Origin of the sequence: Blautia sp. Marseille-P3201T (assembly GCF_900120295.1) — a bacterium.
Classification (GTDB): Bacteria; Bacillota; Clostridia; order Lachnospirales; family Lachnospiraceae; genus Blautia.
The window spans coordinates 138,540-153,748 of the sequence record NZ_LT635465.1 but is presented as its reverse complement, the minus strand read 5'-3'; the positions used below and the strand labels follow the sequence as shown (position 1 = coordinate 153,748).

At 38.5% G+C, this 15,209-nt stretch carries 13 protein-coding genes; 12 read left to right on the top strand and 1 reads right to left on the bottom strand.

Annotated elements, in window-relative coordinates:
- Positions 1 to 14: 14 nt before the first annotated feature.
- The 12 genes from kdpA to BQ7352_RS01205 all read left to right on the top strand — a co-directional run bounded on the left by kdpA (position 15) and on the right by BQ7352_RS01205 (position 13,792).
- Positions 15 to 1,724 (top strand): potassium-transporting ATPase subunit KdpA, encoded by a 1,710-nt coding sequence (gene kdpA / locus BQ7352_RS01260; RefSeq protein WP_072446281.1) that lies wholly within the window; start codon positions 15 to 17, stop codon positions 1,722 to 1,724.
- Between the two features lie 22 nt (positions 1,725 to 1,746).
- Positions 1,747 to 3,804, top strand: a complete 2,058-nt coding sequence (gene kdpB / locus BQ7352_RS01255; protein WP_072446279.1) for a potassium-transporting ATPase subunit KdpB — start codon at positions 1,747 to 1,749, stop codon at positions 3,802 to 3,804.
- Positions 3,805 to 3,819: 15 nt separating this feature from the next.
- Complete coding sequence (gene kdpC, locus BQ7352_RS01250) at positions 3,820 to 4,455, top strand: potassium-transporting ATPase subunit KdpC (RefSeq protein WP_072446277.1); 636 nt, start codon at positions 3,820 to 3,822, stop codon at positions 4,453 to 4,455.
- 67 nt (positions 4,456 to 4,522) lie between these two features.
- Positions 4,523 to 6,550, top strand: a complete 2,028-nt coding sequence (locus BQ7352_RS01245) for a sensor histidine kinase (protein ID WP_072446275.1) — start codon at positions 4,523 to 4,525, stop codon at positions 6,548 to 6,550.
- Positions 6,547 to 8,016, top strand: a complete 1,470-nt coding sequence (locus tag BQ7352_RS01240) for a DUF4118 domain-containing protein (protein WP_072446272.1) — start codon at positions 6,547 to 6,549, stop codon at positions 8,014 to 8,016. Before BQ7352_RS01245 ends, BQ7352_RS01240 begins: the two co-directional genes overlap by 4 nt.
- The gene (locus BQ7352_RS01235; protein WP_003023060.1) at positions 8,013 to 8,732 is read left to right on the top strand and encodes a response regulator; all 720 of its coding nucleotides are present in this window, start codon (positions 8,013 to 8,015) and stop codon (positions 8,730 to 8,732) included. Before BQ7352_RS01240 ends, BQ7352_RS01235 begins: the two co-directional genes overlap by 4 nt.
- A gap of 131 nt (positions 8,733 to 8,863) precedes the next feature.
- The gene (locus tag BQ7352_RS01230) at positions 8,864 to 9,205 is read left to right on the top strand and encodes a hypothetical protein (protein ID WP_072446270.1); all 342 of its coding nucleotides are present in this window, start codon (positions 8,864 to 8,866) and stop codon (positions 9,203 to 9,205) included.
- A 100-nt stretch (positions 9,206 to 9,305) separates the two neighbouring features.
- A complete protein-coding gene (locus tag BQ7352_RS01225; RefSeq protein ID WP_072446268.1) occupies positions 9,306 to 9,980 on the top strand; it encodes a response regulator transcription factor in 675 nt (224 codons plus the stop codon).
- Positions 9,968 to 11,140 carry a HAMP domain-containing sensor histidine kinase gene (locus BQ7352_RS01220; RefSeq protein ID WP_072446266.1) on the top strand — a complete coding sequence of 391 codons (1,173 nt, stop codon included), beginning with the start codon at positions 9,968 to 9,970 and terminating at the stop codon, positions 11,138 to 11,140. Before BQ7352_RS01225 ends, BQ7352_RS01220 begins: the two co-directional genes overlap by 13 nt.
- A 66-nt stretch (positions 11,141 to 11,206) precedes the next feature.
- Positions 11,207 to 12,262 carry an ABC transporter permease subunit gene (locus BQ7352_RS01215; RefSeq protein ID WP_072446264.1) on the top strand — a complete coding sequence of 352 codons (1,056 nt, stop codon included), beginning with the start codon at positions 11,207 to 11,209 and terminating at the stop codon, positions 12,260 to 12,262.
- Entirely contained in the window at positions 12,259 to 12,918 is a 660-nt protein-coding gene (locus BQ7352_RS01210; RefSeq protein WP_083429815.1) for a hypothetical protein, read from the top strand. The genes BQ7352_RS01215 and BQ7352_RS01210 overlap by 4 nt, the downstream gene beginning before the upstream one ends.
- A gap of 4 nt (positions 12,919 to 12,922) precedes the next feature.
- On the top strand, positions 12,923 to 13,792 hold the full coding sequence (locus BQ7352_RS01205) for an ABC transporter ATP-binding protein (protein WP_072446262.1): 870 nt from the start codon (positions 12,923 to 12,925) through the stop codon (positions 13,790 to 13,792).
- Positions 13,793 to 13,855: 63 nt separating this feature from the next.
- On the opposite strand, the gene BQ7352_RS01200 is transcribed toward BQ7352_RS01205, so the two are convergent.
- Positions 13,856 to 15,184 (bottom strand): MATE family efflux transporter, encoded by a 1,329-nt coding sequence (locus tag BQ7352_RS01200; protein ID WP_072446260.1) that lies wholly within the window; start codon positions 15,182 to 15,184, stop codon positions 13,856 to 13,858.
- Between the last annotated feature and the right edge of the window lie 25 nt (positions 15,185 to 15,209).

Sequence of the window (15,209 nt, the reverse complement as noted above, 5' to 3'; positions counted from 1 at the left end):
GGAGGAGAAAAGGAATGTTACAGATTGTACTTACACTTGCAATATTCATGATACTGGTAATTCCAATGGGAACTTATATGTATCATATTGCTACAAAACAAAAGACCTTCGCCGATAAGATTTTTAATCCGCTAGACAATACCATTTACAAAATTTGTCATATCGGCAGAGAGGGAATGAACTGGAAACAGTATGCGCTGCATTTATTAACAACAAATGCGGTTATGGTATTTATCGGATATCTGGTATTAAGACTGCAAGGAATTTTATTTGCAAACCCTAATGGGATTGAAGCAATGGAGCCAACGCTTTCCTTTAATACCATTATCAGTTTTATGACAAATACAAACCTGCAGCATTATTCCGGTGAGTCAGGACTTTCCTATTTAAGCCAGATGCTGGTTATTATCTTTATGATGTTTGTATCAGCAGCAAGCGGATATGCAGCATGTATGGCGTTTTGCAGAGGACTGGCAGGAAAACAAAAAGATGTGGGTAACTTCTATGAAGACATGGTAAGAATTACCACACGTATTTTAATCCCTGTATCTTTTATCGCAGGCTTGTTACTTATATGGCAGGGCGTTCCGCAGACACTGGAAGCAAATCAGACAGTACAGACCATTGAAGGACAGTTTCAGGATTTGGCAATGGGACCGGTAGCTTCCTTGGAAAGTATTAAGCATCTGGGAACAAACGGCGGTGGATTTTTCGGTGCAAACTCTACAACACCATTTGAAAACCCAACGATTATTTCCAACCTGATTGAGTTGTTCTCCATGATGGTTCTGCCGGGAGCATGCGTGATTACTTTTGGAAAAATGACAATGAAACGGAAAAAACAGGAGAATAAAAAAGTTCTCTTTGGAAATCAAGGAAGAACGATTTTTGCTGCAATGTCTATTCTGTTTATCGTAGGTCTTATCGTTTGTTTTACATCTGAAATGGCAGGAAATCCTGCACTGGAACAGGCAGGATTAAATCAGGATATGGGAAGTATGGAAGGAAAAGAAGTCCGTTTTGGAATTGCACAATCGGCTCTTTTCACTACCACAACAACTTCCTTTACCACAGGTACTGTCAATAATATGCACGATACATTAACCCCTCTTGGTGGTATGGTGCCTATGCTGCACATGATGTTAAACTGCGTGTTTGGCGGTAAAGGCGTTGGTTTGATGAATATGATTATGTACGTTATACTTGCCGTATTCCTGTGCGGCTTGATGATAGGACGTACGCCTGAATATCTGGGCAAAAAGATCGAAGGAAAAGAAATGAAGCTGGTAGCGCTGGTATTGATTGTTCATCCTCTTTTAATCTTAGGATTTTCTGCTCTGGCAGTTATGACAGGGGCAGGGCAGGCAGGTATTACCAATGAAGGATTTCATGGATTATCACAGGTTCTTTATGAATACGCTTCTTCTGCTGCAAATAATGGTTCCGGATTTGAAGGACTTGCAGATAACAGCTACTTCTGGAATATTACAACAGGACTTGCAATGTTCTTTGGACGTTACATAGCAATCGTTGCACAGCTTGCCATTGCAGGAAGTATGCTTGCAAAACGCAAAGTTAATGAAACAGTTGGTACATTAAGAACGGACAATGTGATTTTTATAGCGATTTTAGTAGCAGTAGTTTATATCTTTGCCGCATTGACATTCTTCCCTGCATTGGCGCTTGGCCCTATTGCAGAGCATTTGACTTTATGGATGCCGTAAAACAGAAAGGATTGTAATTAAAATGGGAAAACAAGATAAGAAGACAAAATTTATTACAAAGGATATATTGAAAAGCTCTGTTATAGGAGCTTTCAAGAAACTGAATCCCAGATATATGATAAAAAATCCCGTTATGTTTGTAGTAGAAGTTGGATTTTTCATTACGCTTGTAATGACCTTCTTCCCAACCATTTTCGGAGATGACAGTGGTCTGAGAGTTTACAATGGTATTGTATCAGTAATTCTTTTTGTGACAATTTTATTTGCAAACTTTGCAGAGTCTGTGGCAGAAGGAAGAGGAAAAGCTCAGGCAGACTCCTTAAAGAAAACAAAAAAAGATACTGTTGCAAATTTGGTACTGAAAGATGGAACAGAAAAGGTTGTAAATGCTTCTGAACTGAAAAAGGGAGACATCGTTATGGTAAGAATGAACGAAGTTATTCCTAATGACGGTGAAGTAATCGAAGGTGTTGCATCCGTAGATGAGTCTGCCATTACAGGAGAAAGTGCTCCTGTTACAAGAGAGGCAGGCGGCGACTTCTCCTCTGTTACAGGTGGTACAACAGTAGTGAGCGACTGGTTGAAAATCAGAATTACTTCAGAACCGGGAAAATCATTTCTGGATAAAATGATTTCTTTGGTAGAGGGTGCTTCCAGACAGAAAACACCAAATGAAATAGCGCTGAATACTTTGTTGGTAAGTTTGACAATCATTTTCCTTATTGTAGTTGTTACATTATATTGCTTTTCTGATTATGCAGGGGCAAAAATTCCAATGGCAACCATGATTGCTTTGCTGGTGTGTCTCATTCCAACGACAATCGGTGGTTTGTTATCTGCAATCGGTATTGCCGGTATGGACAGAGTAACAAGATTTAACGTAATTGCAATGTCAGGAAAAGCAGTAGAAGCATGCGGCGATGTAGATACTATGATTTTAGACAAAACAGGTACAATCACTTTCGGTAATCGTCTGGCAGCAGATTTTCGTCCTGTAAAAGGTAAAAAGAAAGAGGATTTAATTGATTACAGTGTTATGACTTCTCTGTGTGATGCCACACCGGAAGGAAAATCTGTTGTGGAGCTGGCAAGAACTTTGGGTACAAATATTAAAGAAGATGCCAAAGACCAGATGGAATTTGTAGAATTTACTGCACAGACAAAAATGAGCGGAGTAAATCTAAAAGACGGTACACAGATAAGAAAAGGCGCCAGTGAGGCCATTAAAGCTTATGTGCAGGAAAACAACGGTGTTATTCCGGAAGATTTAGACAGTATTGTAACAGAAATATCAAGCTTAGGAGGAACACCCTTGGTTGTATGCGCCGGATATGTGATTTATGGTGTTATTTATCTGAAGGATACGGTAAAACCGGGATTGGTAGAACGATTTGAACGTCTGCGTGAAATCGGGATTAAAACAATTATGTGTACCGGTGATAACCCGCTTACAGCAGCAACGATTGCTAAGGAAGCAGGTGTAGACGGATTTATTGCAGAATGTAAACCGGAAGATAAAATCGAAGCCATTAAAAAAGAGCAGGCAGAGGGAAAAATCGTAGCAATGACAGGTGATGGTACAAATGACGCACCGGCACTTGCTCAGGCAGATGTTGGACTGGCAATGAACAGTGGTACAACAGCAGCCAAAGAAGCTGCAAATATGGTAGATTTGGACTCTGACCCTACAAAGGTTCTGGAGGTTGTAGAAATCGGAAAACAGCTTTTGATTACACGAGGCTCTTTAACAACCTTCAGTATTGCAAACGATGTAGCCAAATATTTTGCAATTATTCCTGCTATGTTTACTCTGGTTATTCCGCAGATGAACATTTTAAATATTATGAGCTTGTCTACACCATTTAGTGCTATTTTATCAGCATTGATTTTTAATGCAATTATTATTCCATGCTTAATTCCCATTGCTATGCGTGGTGTAAAATATAAACCAATGCGTTCTGAAAAAATGCTGTTAAAAAATATGAGCATTTATGGACTTGGTGGTGTCATTGTTCCATTTATCGGAATTAAATTAATTGATATTCTGGTAACGCCTTTACTGGCTTTGCTTGGATTATAATTTTGAGGTGAAGATATGAAGAATTTCGGAAAATATTTAAAAAAAGCATTAGCAGTTACTCTCGTGCTGCTGGTTTTGTGCGGAGTTGTCTATCCCCTTCTTTTAACTGCTGCGGGACAGGTGATTTTCCCTAAACAGGCGAATGGAAGTATTGTAAAAGTAAATGATAAAGCAGCAGGTTCAGAGGTTGTAGGTCAGGAATTTGAAGGGAATCAATATTTTCATGGAAGAATTTCCTCTGTAAATTATAATACCTATACAAAAGAAGAAAAAGAAAGTGGAGAATATGCAGGAGTTTCATCAGGAAGCTTTAACTATGCCCCAAGCAGCAAAGACCTTGAGAAACGTGTAGAGGAAGATGTAAAAGCTTTCAAAGAACGTTATAAAGAAGTGACAGGCGAAGAATTTAAAGGAGAGATACCGGCAGATATGTTAACGGCTTCAGGTTCTGGCTTGGATCCACATATTAGTCCGGAGGCTGCTAAAGTACAGCTTCCCATTGTAGCGGCAGCAAGTGGACTCTCTGAAGAAGAAGTTCAGAATATCGTAGATAATAATACAGAAAAAAAAGTATTCGGCATCTTCGGTGAAGAAAAAGTAAATGTATTAGAATGTAATATTGATATTGCAGAAGCAATGAATGAGATTTAAAAAAGTGAAATATGAAAAGGGTTGCTGTGTAACAGCAACCCTATATATAATTATAGGAGAATAAAGAATGAGCGGCGATAGAAGCACTCCGGAGGAAATTTTAAAACGTATTCAGGCAGAAGAAAAACAAAAAGAAAATGAGAAAAGAGGAAAATTATATATTTTTCTAGGCTATGCAGCAGGAGTAGGGAAAACCTGTGCCATGTTAGATGCGGCTCATGAATTGCAAAGTAAAGGTATTGATGTCGTTGCAGGCTATATAGAGCCGCATGCACGTTGGGAAACCCAAAAAAGAGAAGAAGGCTTGGAAATAATTCCTCCCTTTATGGTTCCTTATAAAGGGATTGAGCTTAGGGAATTTAATCTGGATGCAGCATTAAAAAGAAAACCACAGATACTCCTTGTAGATGAGCTGGCGCATACGAATGCCAATGGTCTGCGACATAAAAAACGTTATGAGGATATTGAGGAGTTATTAGATGCAGGAATTGATGTTTATACAACAGTGAATATTCAGCACTTGGAAAGCCTAAATGACATTGTGGAAAATATTACAAAAATTCATGTAAAAGAAAGAATACCGGATAGGGTTTTCGATGAGGCAGAGCAGGTAAAACTTATTGATATTGAACCGGATTTGTTAATTACACGTTTAAAAGAAGGAAAAATTTATAAAACAGTTCAGGCAGAACGGGCGCTGCAAAACTTTTTTGCAAAAGAAAAGCTGATTGCGTTAAGAGAAATTGCCCTTCGCAAAATGGCAGATAAGGTCAATCAGATAGCGCAACAGGAGCGGCTTTTGAGCGAGAAGCAGGAGGAAGGGGAAGGGTATCAGGGAGAACATATACTTACCTGTATTTCCACAGCTCCATCCTGTGAAAGAGTCATACGAAGCGCTTCCAGAATGGCTTATGCCTTTCACGCAAAGTTTACGGCTTTGTATGTGGAGACTACAAGGCTTCAAAATGCAGATGCGTCTGTGAAGAAAATCAGAGATGACAACCTGCATCTGGCAGAAATGCTGGGTGCGAAGATTGTAACCGTATTTGGGGATGATGTGGCTTTTCAGATTGCGGAATATGCCAGAGTCAGCGGTGTGACAAAGCTGGTACTGGGAAGAACCAATCACAAAATTTTATTTGGACAGAAGAAGGGAAATATTACAGATGAAATCAGTGAGTACAGCCCCAATCTGGATATTTTTATTATTCCCGATATGGGACATACAGGTAAGAAAAAGTATTTTTTATTTTCTCCAACAAATTCCGAAAAAAGGAAAAAGACAGAAAAATTGGGAGCAGATATTCTAAAAGAAGCTTTTATGCTTGGGCTTGCCACTGCCATTGGGCTTTTGTTTCAAAAACTGGGATTTTTAAATGTAGATATTATTATGGTGTACTTATTGGGAATTTTATTGTTGTCGTTGTATACGGCAAGACGGTATATTGCAGTATCTTCGGCAGTTTTCAGTGTCCTTTTGTTTGACTGGTTTTTTGTAGAGCCTTTTTATAGTTTTAATTTTTACAGTGGAAAATACAGTGCGACTTTTGGCATTATGCTTTTATTTTCTATTATTATTTCTGCGATTATTTCCACAGAAAAGCATCAGGCAAAGGAAAGCGCAAAAATGATGTACCGCACAGAGCTTTTGTTGGATAACAGTCGGAGAATGAGGCGTGTAGAGTCAGTGAAGGAGCTTTTGACAGAATTGAGCGATAAAGTATTAAAGCTGATGAATTTATCTGTTGTTTTTTACGTGCAAAAGGAAGAGAAGCTTACAGGACCATGGCTGTTTCCAAAACCGGGAATTTCTAAGGCAGAATTGGGAAAAACAGTTGACACCAAAGAAAAAGCAGTTGTAGACTGGGTAATGACAAATAGAAAACGTGCCGGCTGCTGTACGCATACTCTTCCTGAGGCAAACGCTATGTATCTTCCTATTAAAACCAGTGACGAAATCTATGGAGTGATGGGAATTGTACTGGAAGAAAAAAGAGAAATTCCGCCTTTTGAGTATGGACTTTTAACGGCAATGTTAAATGAAGCAGCTTTGGTTTTCGCAAGATTGATTTACGGAAGGAAGGAAAAACCATGAAAAAGAGGGATATATTATGGTGCATCGTCAGTCTTGCTCTGTCTACGGCAGTGGCATTTGTGTTTTCGGCGCTTGGCTTTAGCGATGCCAATCTGATTATGATTTATATACTGGGTGTGCTGATGGTAGCCCTTTTAACAGGGGGATATGTGTGGGGAATAATCTCCAGTATTTTAGGTGTATTGATCTTCAATTTCTTTTTTGCAGAGCCTATTTTTACTTTTTCAGTATATAATCCGGATTATTTAATTACCTTTGTGGTTATGTTTGCAACCTCGATTACCTGCTCTGTCTTAACGAAACGAGTGAAGAATTATGCGGCGGAAAATGCGAGAAAATCTTATCGTTCGGAGCTTCTGCTTCAGGCAAGCCGCAGTTTACAGGAGGCGTCCACTTCCCAGGAAATCTTACAAAAAACAGTAAAACAGCTGGGAAAGCTTCTGGAAAAAAAGATATACTGTCTTATGGGAAAACCGGAAAACTGGAAAATGCCGAAAGAACTGTTAAAAGAGGATAGGGCAACGGCTCTTTGGTGTTATCAGCATGGAGAAGATGCCGGATTTTCTACGGATGTTTTAAGAGAGTCTCCGTACATGTTTCTGGCAGTGAAGGGAAAACAGAAGACCTTTGCCGTGATTGTAGTAGATACGAAAAAAGAAGCTATCGGAACGTTTGAAAGAGGAATTGTAGGAACGATTATTCATGAATGTGTCTTTGCCTTAGAAAAAGAAGAATTGCTGAATAAACAGAGAGAAGCGGAAATGCGTCTGGAAAAGGAACAGCTTCGAGCCAACCTTTTAAGGTCCATTTCCCATGATTTAAGAAGTCCTCTTACCAGCATTTCAGGCAATGCAGAAAACCTTTTGGCGAATGAGGAAAAGCTTCCGGCAGGAAGACGCAGAGAAATTTATCGGGACATTTATGATGACTCCAAATGGCTGATTAATCTGGTGGAAAACCTTCTTTCCATAACCAGAATTGAAAACGGAGATATGAAATTGGATATGCAGGGGGAAATTGTGGAGGAGGTCATCGAGGAAGCGTTAAAGCATGTGAATTTCAGGGGGAAAGACCAGAGCGTGAGAGTAGAATGTGACGAAATTCTCATGGCGAAAATGGATTTAAAATTGATGCTTCAGGTGCTTATCAATCTGGTGGATAATGCAGTAAAATATACGCCCAAGAATGCGGAAATTGTGATAAAAGCAGAGGCTTTAGGGGACAAAGTTATCCTGTCAGTCCGTGATAACGGAACAGGGCTTACCTCGGAACAAAAAGAAAAAGTATTTGATATGTACTATACGGTGAACAGAGGAATTGGAGATGCAAGAAGGGGAATGGGACTTGGACTTCCCCTGTGTCAGGCTATTGTAAAAGCCCATGGAAGCAGATTAGAAGTTTGTGATAATACACCGAAGGGCACTGTTTTTAAATTTGCCCTTCCAAAGGAGGAGATTTTACTATGATGAAAGGAAATAAACCATCTGTTTTAGTGGTGGAGGACGATGTGCCAATTCGAAATCTGATTACTACGACTTTGGAGATGGAAAAGTATAAATTTGATACTGCGGAAAACGGAAATCAGGCGATTATGCTGGCAGCAGCAAACAATCCCGATATTATTCTTATGGATTTGGGGCTGCCGGATATTGACGGAATAGAAGTAATCAGGAAAATCAGAACATGGTCGGTAGCGCCTATTATTGTAATCAGCGCCAGAAGTGATGAAAAAGACAAGGTAGCTGCTTTAGATGTAGGGGCAGATGATTATCTTACCAAACCTTTTAGCGTTACAGAGCTTTCTGCCAGATTAAGAGCGACTACTCGCCGTATACAGTATATTATGCACGCAGATAATACCAATGAAAGCGTGTTTAAAAACGGCAATCTGGAAATTGATTACAGCGCAGGAGTTGTAAAGGTTTCAGGAGAGGAAGTACATTTAATGCCTTTGGAATACAGTCTGCTTTGTCTGTTGGCACAGAATATCGGAAAGGTGCTGACTTACCGTTTTATTCTGGAAAAAGTATGGCAAAACGGCATTACCAGCGATATTTCTTCTCTGCGTGTGTATATGGCTTCTTTGCGCAAAAAACTGGAAAAAGACAAAGAACATTCCGCATATATCCAAACACATATCGGCGTAGGTTATCGTATGGTCAGTGCAGAAGATATTTCTTAATTTTAATGTGATGTTAATTTCTATAAGCAGTAGTTTAAACCCTATTTAATAAAATTATTGCTAGAATAAGACCTGTAAATAAGAAGAATATAGTTACAAAACAGGATGTTTTATTAAAGAAGGGATAGAAAATGAGAGAAGAAATTAATAGAATAGAGGAAGACGAGACAGAAAAAAATTTAAGGGAACTGTGTATAAAAGTGAAAAGGTGCTGCAAAAAACATGACTATATAACAGGTGAAAAAATAGTTATGAACGCTATGGGACAATATCCCGATGCAGCCCAGCCACACAATTTATATGGTGTTTTGTTGGAAAAAACAGGGCAGCACACAGCAGCGATGCGGCACTTTCGGGCAGCATTGGCTTTAAATCCTTCCTATCGGCCTGCCAATTATAATCTGGAACAGTATGGACAGTTTCGGGCAGCAGGAAGAAGATGCCAATACGGAGATGAATGGGCAGTGTATTGAAAGATACTCCGGACATGAGTACATTATTGGAAAGTGTTCGGAGTTTTTATTGTCCTTTTGTTGTTCTTTGCGATATATTATAGTTATGAGGTGATGAACAATGGGATATAAAATACTTCTTGTAGATGACGATACAGAGCTTATAAAGATGCTTTCAAAATATTTTGAAAGAAAAAAATATAGAGTAATTACAGCACAAAACGGGAAGGAAGCCATAGAAAAATTACAGACAGCTCCAGATATTATTTTACTGGATATTAATATGCCCCGGATGGATGGTCTGGAGGTTTGCAGAAAAATTCGGGATAAAATTTCCTGTCCGATTTTATTTTTGACTGCCAGAGTAGAGGAAGAAGACAGGGTAAACGGATTGCTGTCAGGAGGAGACGATTATATTTTAAAGCCTTTTAGCCTGAAAGAATTGGATGCCAGAATTACAGCACATTTAAAAAGAGAACAACGGCATTCACAAAACACAGAGTTCCGTTTTCATGGGGAATTATGTATTGATTACGGTCAGAAAAATGTACAGATAAATGAAGAAATAATAGAATTTACGAAGTTGGAATATGAGATTATAGAACTGTTGTCTACACATCCGGGACAGGTTTTTGATAAAGAGCGTATTTACGAAATAACCTGTGGATATGATGCGGAAGGGGACAGCAGAGTGATTACGGAGCTGATACGGAGAATACGAAAAAAGATAGGAAATTACAGTGATACAGAGTATATAGAAACAGTGTGGGGAATGGGATATAAATGGAAAAAATAAGAAATCTTTCTCTGAAAAAAGCGATTGTTTTTTATGTGACAGTGAGCTTTATCGTGACATTTTTTTTATCTGTATTTACAGTGAATATAACGGCAGAGATACAAAATAACATCTGGTGGAAATATACAGACCAAGAAGAATATTTTAAAGGTTTGCGAAATGAAAGTTATGAAACCTTGATAGCAAGACCAAGCAGAGAAGAAATGAGTGAAATGGACTGGCACATATCAGAAACTTGCGATTTTTTACAAACATACGGTATTTTGCTTTGGAGTATTGCAGGAAGCATTGTGGCAGTAGGAATATTTTATAAAAACAAGTTGAAAAAGCCTATCGAAGAATTAAAGGAAGCCTCCAAGCTGATTGCAAAAGATGAATTGGAATTTCATATTACATACGAAAATCAGGACGAAATGGGGATGCTGTGTCAGGAGTTCGAGAAAATGCGAAGTCAGTTGGAGGAGAACAATAAAGTTCTTTGGCGGATGATTGAAGACGAAAAGGCGTTAAGAGCTGCCATTGCTCATGACATACGTTCTCCTTTGGCTGTCTTAAAGGGGTATCAGGAAATGCTGCTGGAATTTTTGCCCACGGGAGAAATGGAAAAAGAAGAAACAGAGGAAATCCTTCTCGAAGGAATGAAGCAGATAGAGCGATTGAACCGATTTATTGAGACTATGCGAAAAATGACAAGATTGGAGGAACGAGAGCCGATATATCAGAAAGTAGAGCTTGAAAGCTTAGGGAAAAATCTGGAAAAGGAAATAAAAATTCTTGAAAAAGAAACAGAAAAGCAGTGCAAAATTATGATAAAAGGAGAAATAAAAACAGCTTTTGTAGATGAGGAAATGGTAAGAGAAGTTATTCAAAACTTATTATCCAATGCCTTTCGGTATGCGAAAACAAAAGTAGAAGTGATTATTTCAGCAGAGGTTTCAAAGCTTGTGATTACTGTGGAGGATGACGGAACCGGATTTCAGGAAGATGCTGATAAAGTGACACAGGCATTCTATCACTCTAATCCGAAAGACGATTTGAAGCATTTTGGCATGGGAATGTATATCAGCAGAGTTTTTTGTGAGCGCCATGGAGGGGGATTGTATATAGTGCAGAATAGAGGAGAAGGGGCAAAGGTGAAGGCAGTTTTTAAAGAAGGATAGTCATTGTTATTTTGTTGTGTTTTCTGGTTTATGATTTCTTTAAAGAAAAAGAAATGAGGTGAAACCATGAAAGCAATTATCAAAAGACAAATAAAAAGTTATTTGAAAAATCCATTGTTTTGGGTGGGAATTCTTGTGGTTTTTATAGGAGTTTATCAGTTGTTAGCTCCCTATTTAACCATTCATTATGTGGAAAAAAATGAGAAACTTCCCACAGAAGAAGGAAAGCCGTGGAATGGAGATATCATGGATGGGTACGTCCCGTCAACACCCGAAAAACAGCGGGAACTCTGGGAAAAGTCTATTTTTAATTCTCTTATGACAGATTTTGAAATGTCAGAAGATGAGGCGGCTTTGGTGATACAGGAAATGAAAAGCATGGAAATTGATGAGGCATGCCAATACTTGGAGGATAACTACAAGTATTACGGAGCGGAATACGTTTATGAGGATTTTCAATACCATGCAGGCAGCAGAAAAGAAATCAATAAATACATTGGAGAAAGCTTGAAAGAACATGATTTTTCTTACTATTTTTCCAGAAAATTTGCAGATTACACAGGACTTTATATGGGATTTTTTGCAACGATTTTTCTGGCATTTTTATTCATGCAGGATATGAGAAAAAACACTTATGAGCTTCTGCATACCAAGCCGATAAAGGGCTGGAAATACATTTTAGAAAAGACAGCCGGTGGTTTTTTATTGATGCTTTTTGTGTTGATTTTGCTGAACGTAGGATTTTTTGTTTTGTGTAAAATTGCTGTTTATAAAGCAGGATTTTCCGTTAATCTTTTAGACTTTTTAAAAGCCACAGTGTTTTATATTTTACCCAATATGGTTATGATTTGCAGTGTTTACGGGCTTGTGTCCTTGCTGTTCCGAAATCCATTACCGGCAGTTCCTATGCTGATACTTTATATGCTTTATTCTAATATGTTAAGAATAGGAGAAAATGGCAGTTATATAGGTAGACCATTGGCAATTATGGTACGTTTTCCGGGAAACTTTTTTGATACTACACCGCCTCCGCTGGTATTGCTAAATCAGACATTTTTGCTGATAGCGTCCGTATTCTTATTTTGTATTACGGTATATTTATGGAAGAGGAGGCGAATATGATGAAACAAGATTTAAAAATCAGTCTTCCCGTGTATAAAATAGGATATTCTTTGGCATTTATTGTGATTTTAAGCTGTGTTCATTCTGCTGTTTACGTCAATGAAATTGGGCCGGCAATAGATGGGAAGATGGCAGTTTTAGCACTTGTATTTTGTGCAGATACCTATCTCATAGAGAGGCAGAGCAGGCGCAGAGAGGTGTTTCGTCTTTATCCTATAAAGAACCAGTATTGTGCGGTTCTCAGGAGAATTACAGTGCAGATAGGGTATCTGACAGGGATTTCAATTTTGGCTTATGGCATGTTTTATTGGCAAAAACCGGCGGTTTTGGATGAAAAAAGGTCAGGAATTTTTCTGTTTTTGCTATACTGCGGAGTTGTTTTTATTACCATATTTTTCTGGAGTGTGTTATCTGTAACCGTGTGTAATCTTTTGCAAAGTGTGTGGAGCGGAATGGGAATTTTGTTTCTTGGATGGCTGTTTTTGGTGTCAAAAGCAGGAGAAAAATTGCTGGGAGTATGGAACCCGTTTTCTTATGAATTTTGTGAATTTTCAGAGCTGACAGAGTGGAAATGGGCAGCAGGAAAAATAATAACAGCTGTATGTGCAATGCTTTTATTACTTTTGCAAAAGAAAATTTTAGAGAAAAGGGGATAGGAATATGAGTATTAAAATTGCTGATTTGACCGTTACTTTTAAAAACCAAGTAACGGCAGTAAACCATATAAATTTGGAAATATCCAATGGGATTTACGGACTTTTAGGGGAGAACGGAGCAGGAAAAACTACGTTGATGCGCGTGCTTACCACAGTATTAAAACCCACCGGTGGAACGGTATCCTTAGATGGTATTTTATACAGTGAAGGGAATTATGAAAAAATACAGCAGAAAATCGGTTATCTGCCGCAGGAAATCGATTTGTATCCCAATTTAAGCGTACAGGAATGTCTGGAATATATGGGGGAATTATCCGGTATACCACAGCAGGAATGTAGGAAAAGAATAAAATATTATCTGGAGAAAACAAGCCTTACAGAACACAGAAAAAAGAAAATGAGACAATTATCCGGAGGTATGAAAAGGAGAGTAGGACTGGTACAGGCGCTTTTAAATGAACCTGATTTTTTGATTGTAGATGAGCCTACCACAGGGCTTGACCCGGAAGAACGTATCCGTATTCGAAATCTGTTGGTGGATTTTTCAGAGAACCGCACAATTTTATTTTCTACGCATGTAGTAGAAGATTTGGCAGCAACATGCAGTAAGCTTGCAGTTATGAAAAAGGGAAATATTCTTTACAGTGGAGACATGAAAGAGATGCTTTCTATGGCAGATGGATGCGTGTGGAATTGTTTTGCAAAAAGCGATATACAGGCACGGGAAATCGAAAAAAATTATCGCGTATCTACCAAACAATATGTAAACGGCGGATATATGATAAGGGTTATCAGTGAGGAAAAACCGGAGGTGCAATGTACACAGGGGGAAGTTACATTGGAAGATGCGTATATATATTTGATGAATAAATAGAAGATTTTTTGATTACCCGCAAGTTTTAGCAAATGAAACCTGCGGGTATTTTGCACAACCTTTTTAAATATAATGATAAACTTTTCTCTTTTTGTAAAAGAAATAAACAGAAAGAAACAGAGTCATAAATTCTGCTGCCGGTACTGCAAGCCATACTCCGTTTACCCCAATCAGATAAGGAAGAAGCAGAATATCGAGTACAATTAAAACAAAAGTTCGAACAAAAGAAATCAGCGCAGATACTTTTCCGTCTGAAAATGCAGTAAACATAGAGGATGAGTAAATATTTATTCCTGCAAATATGTAGTTGATAGAGAAAAGGAAAAATCCTGTTTTGGCAATATCATAAGTGGCACTACCAATCGGTGTAAAAATTTCTACAATTACAGGTGAGGACACAAGCGCCATAACTGTAATAAGAATAGAAGAGATACTGATAAAACCAATACAGATTTTAAATATCCGTTTTAAAAGAGTCAGATTTTGGCTTCCATGATTATAGCTGATTACAGGTGCAACTCCCATGGAAAATCCCATGTAGAGAGCGTTAAACAGGAACTGTCCGTACAGCACAATGGTAATTGCCGCAACCCCCGGCTCGCCCAGAAATTTCAGCATAGTGATATTAAAAAGATAAGTGACCACAGCCGTAGACAAGTTTGTAACCATCTCAGAAGAACCATTAAAACAGCTTTCTTTTAGTACCTGAAAACGAAATACCGGCTTAGTAAGATAGAGCGAATGGCGGGTAAAAAGGAAGTAAAAAAGTCCGATTACAGCAGGTATCAGTTCTCCAATTCCAGTAGCAAGAGCTGCTCCGGAAATTCCCATATTGAAAGGTCCCATAAAGAGATAATCCAAAATCATATTTGCCACACCGCCGCTTATGGTAAGTATCAGCCCGATAAGTGGCTTTCCGGCAGTGACAAAAAAGGTCTGAAACATCATCTGGAGCATGGCAGCCGGTGCAAGAAGCAGGGAAACGCTTAAATAATCCACACAATAAGGAAGTAGAGCATCTGTTGAACCTAAAGCTCGAACAATGGGCTCGATAAAAATGTTACCAATAAGCAGGATGGCAATACCAAAAAGGAAGCTTATAAGGGTTAAAAAGGAAAAATCTTCCCGTGCTTCCTTTTCTTTTCCTTCCCCTAATTTTTTGGCAATTAAGGCGCTGCCTCCCGTAGAGAGCATGATGCCTACTGCGAAGACAATACTGATAACGGGATATACAATATTGGCGGCAGACAGGGCGTTAGTTCCTAACAATCTTGAAATAAAAATGCCGTCTACAATGGAATATAAAGACATAAAAATCATCATCACCATAGTAGGTAAGGCAAAGCGCAGCAGAGAAAAGAATTTAAAATCTTTTGCAATTGAATTTGACATACAAATAACTCCTTGTAAAATTTTA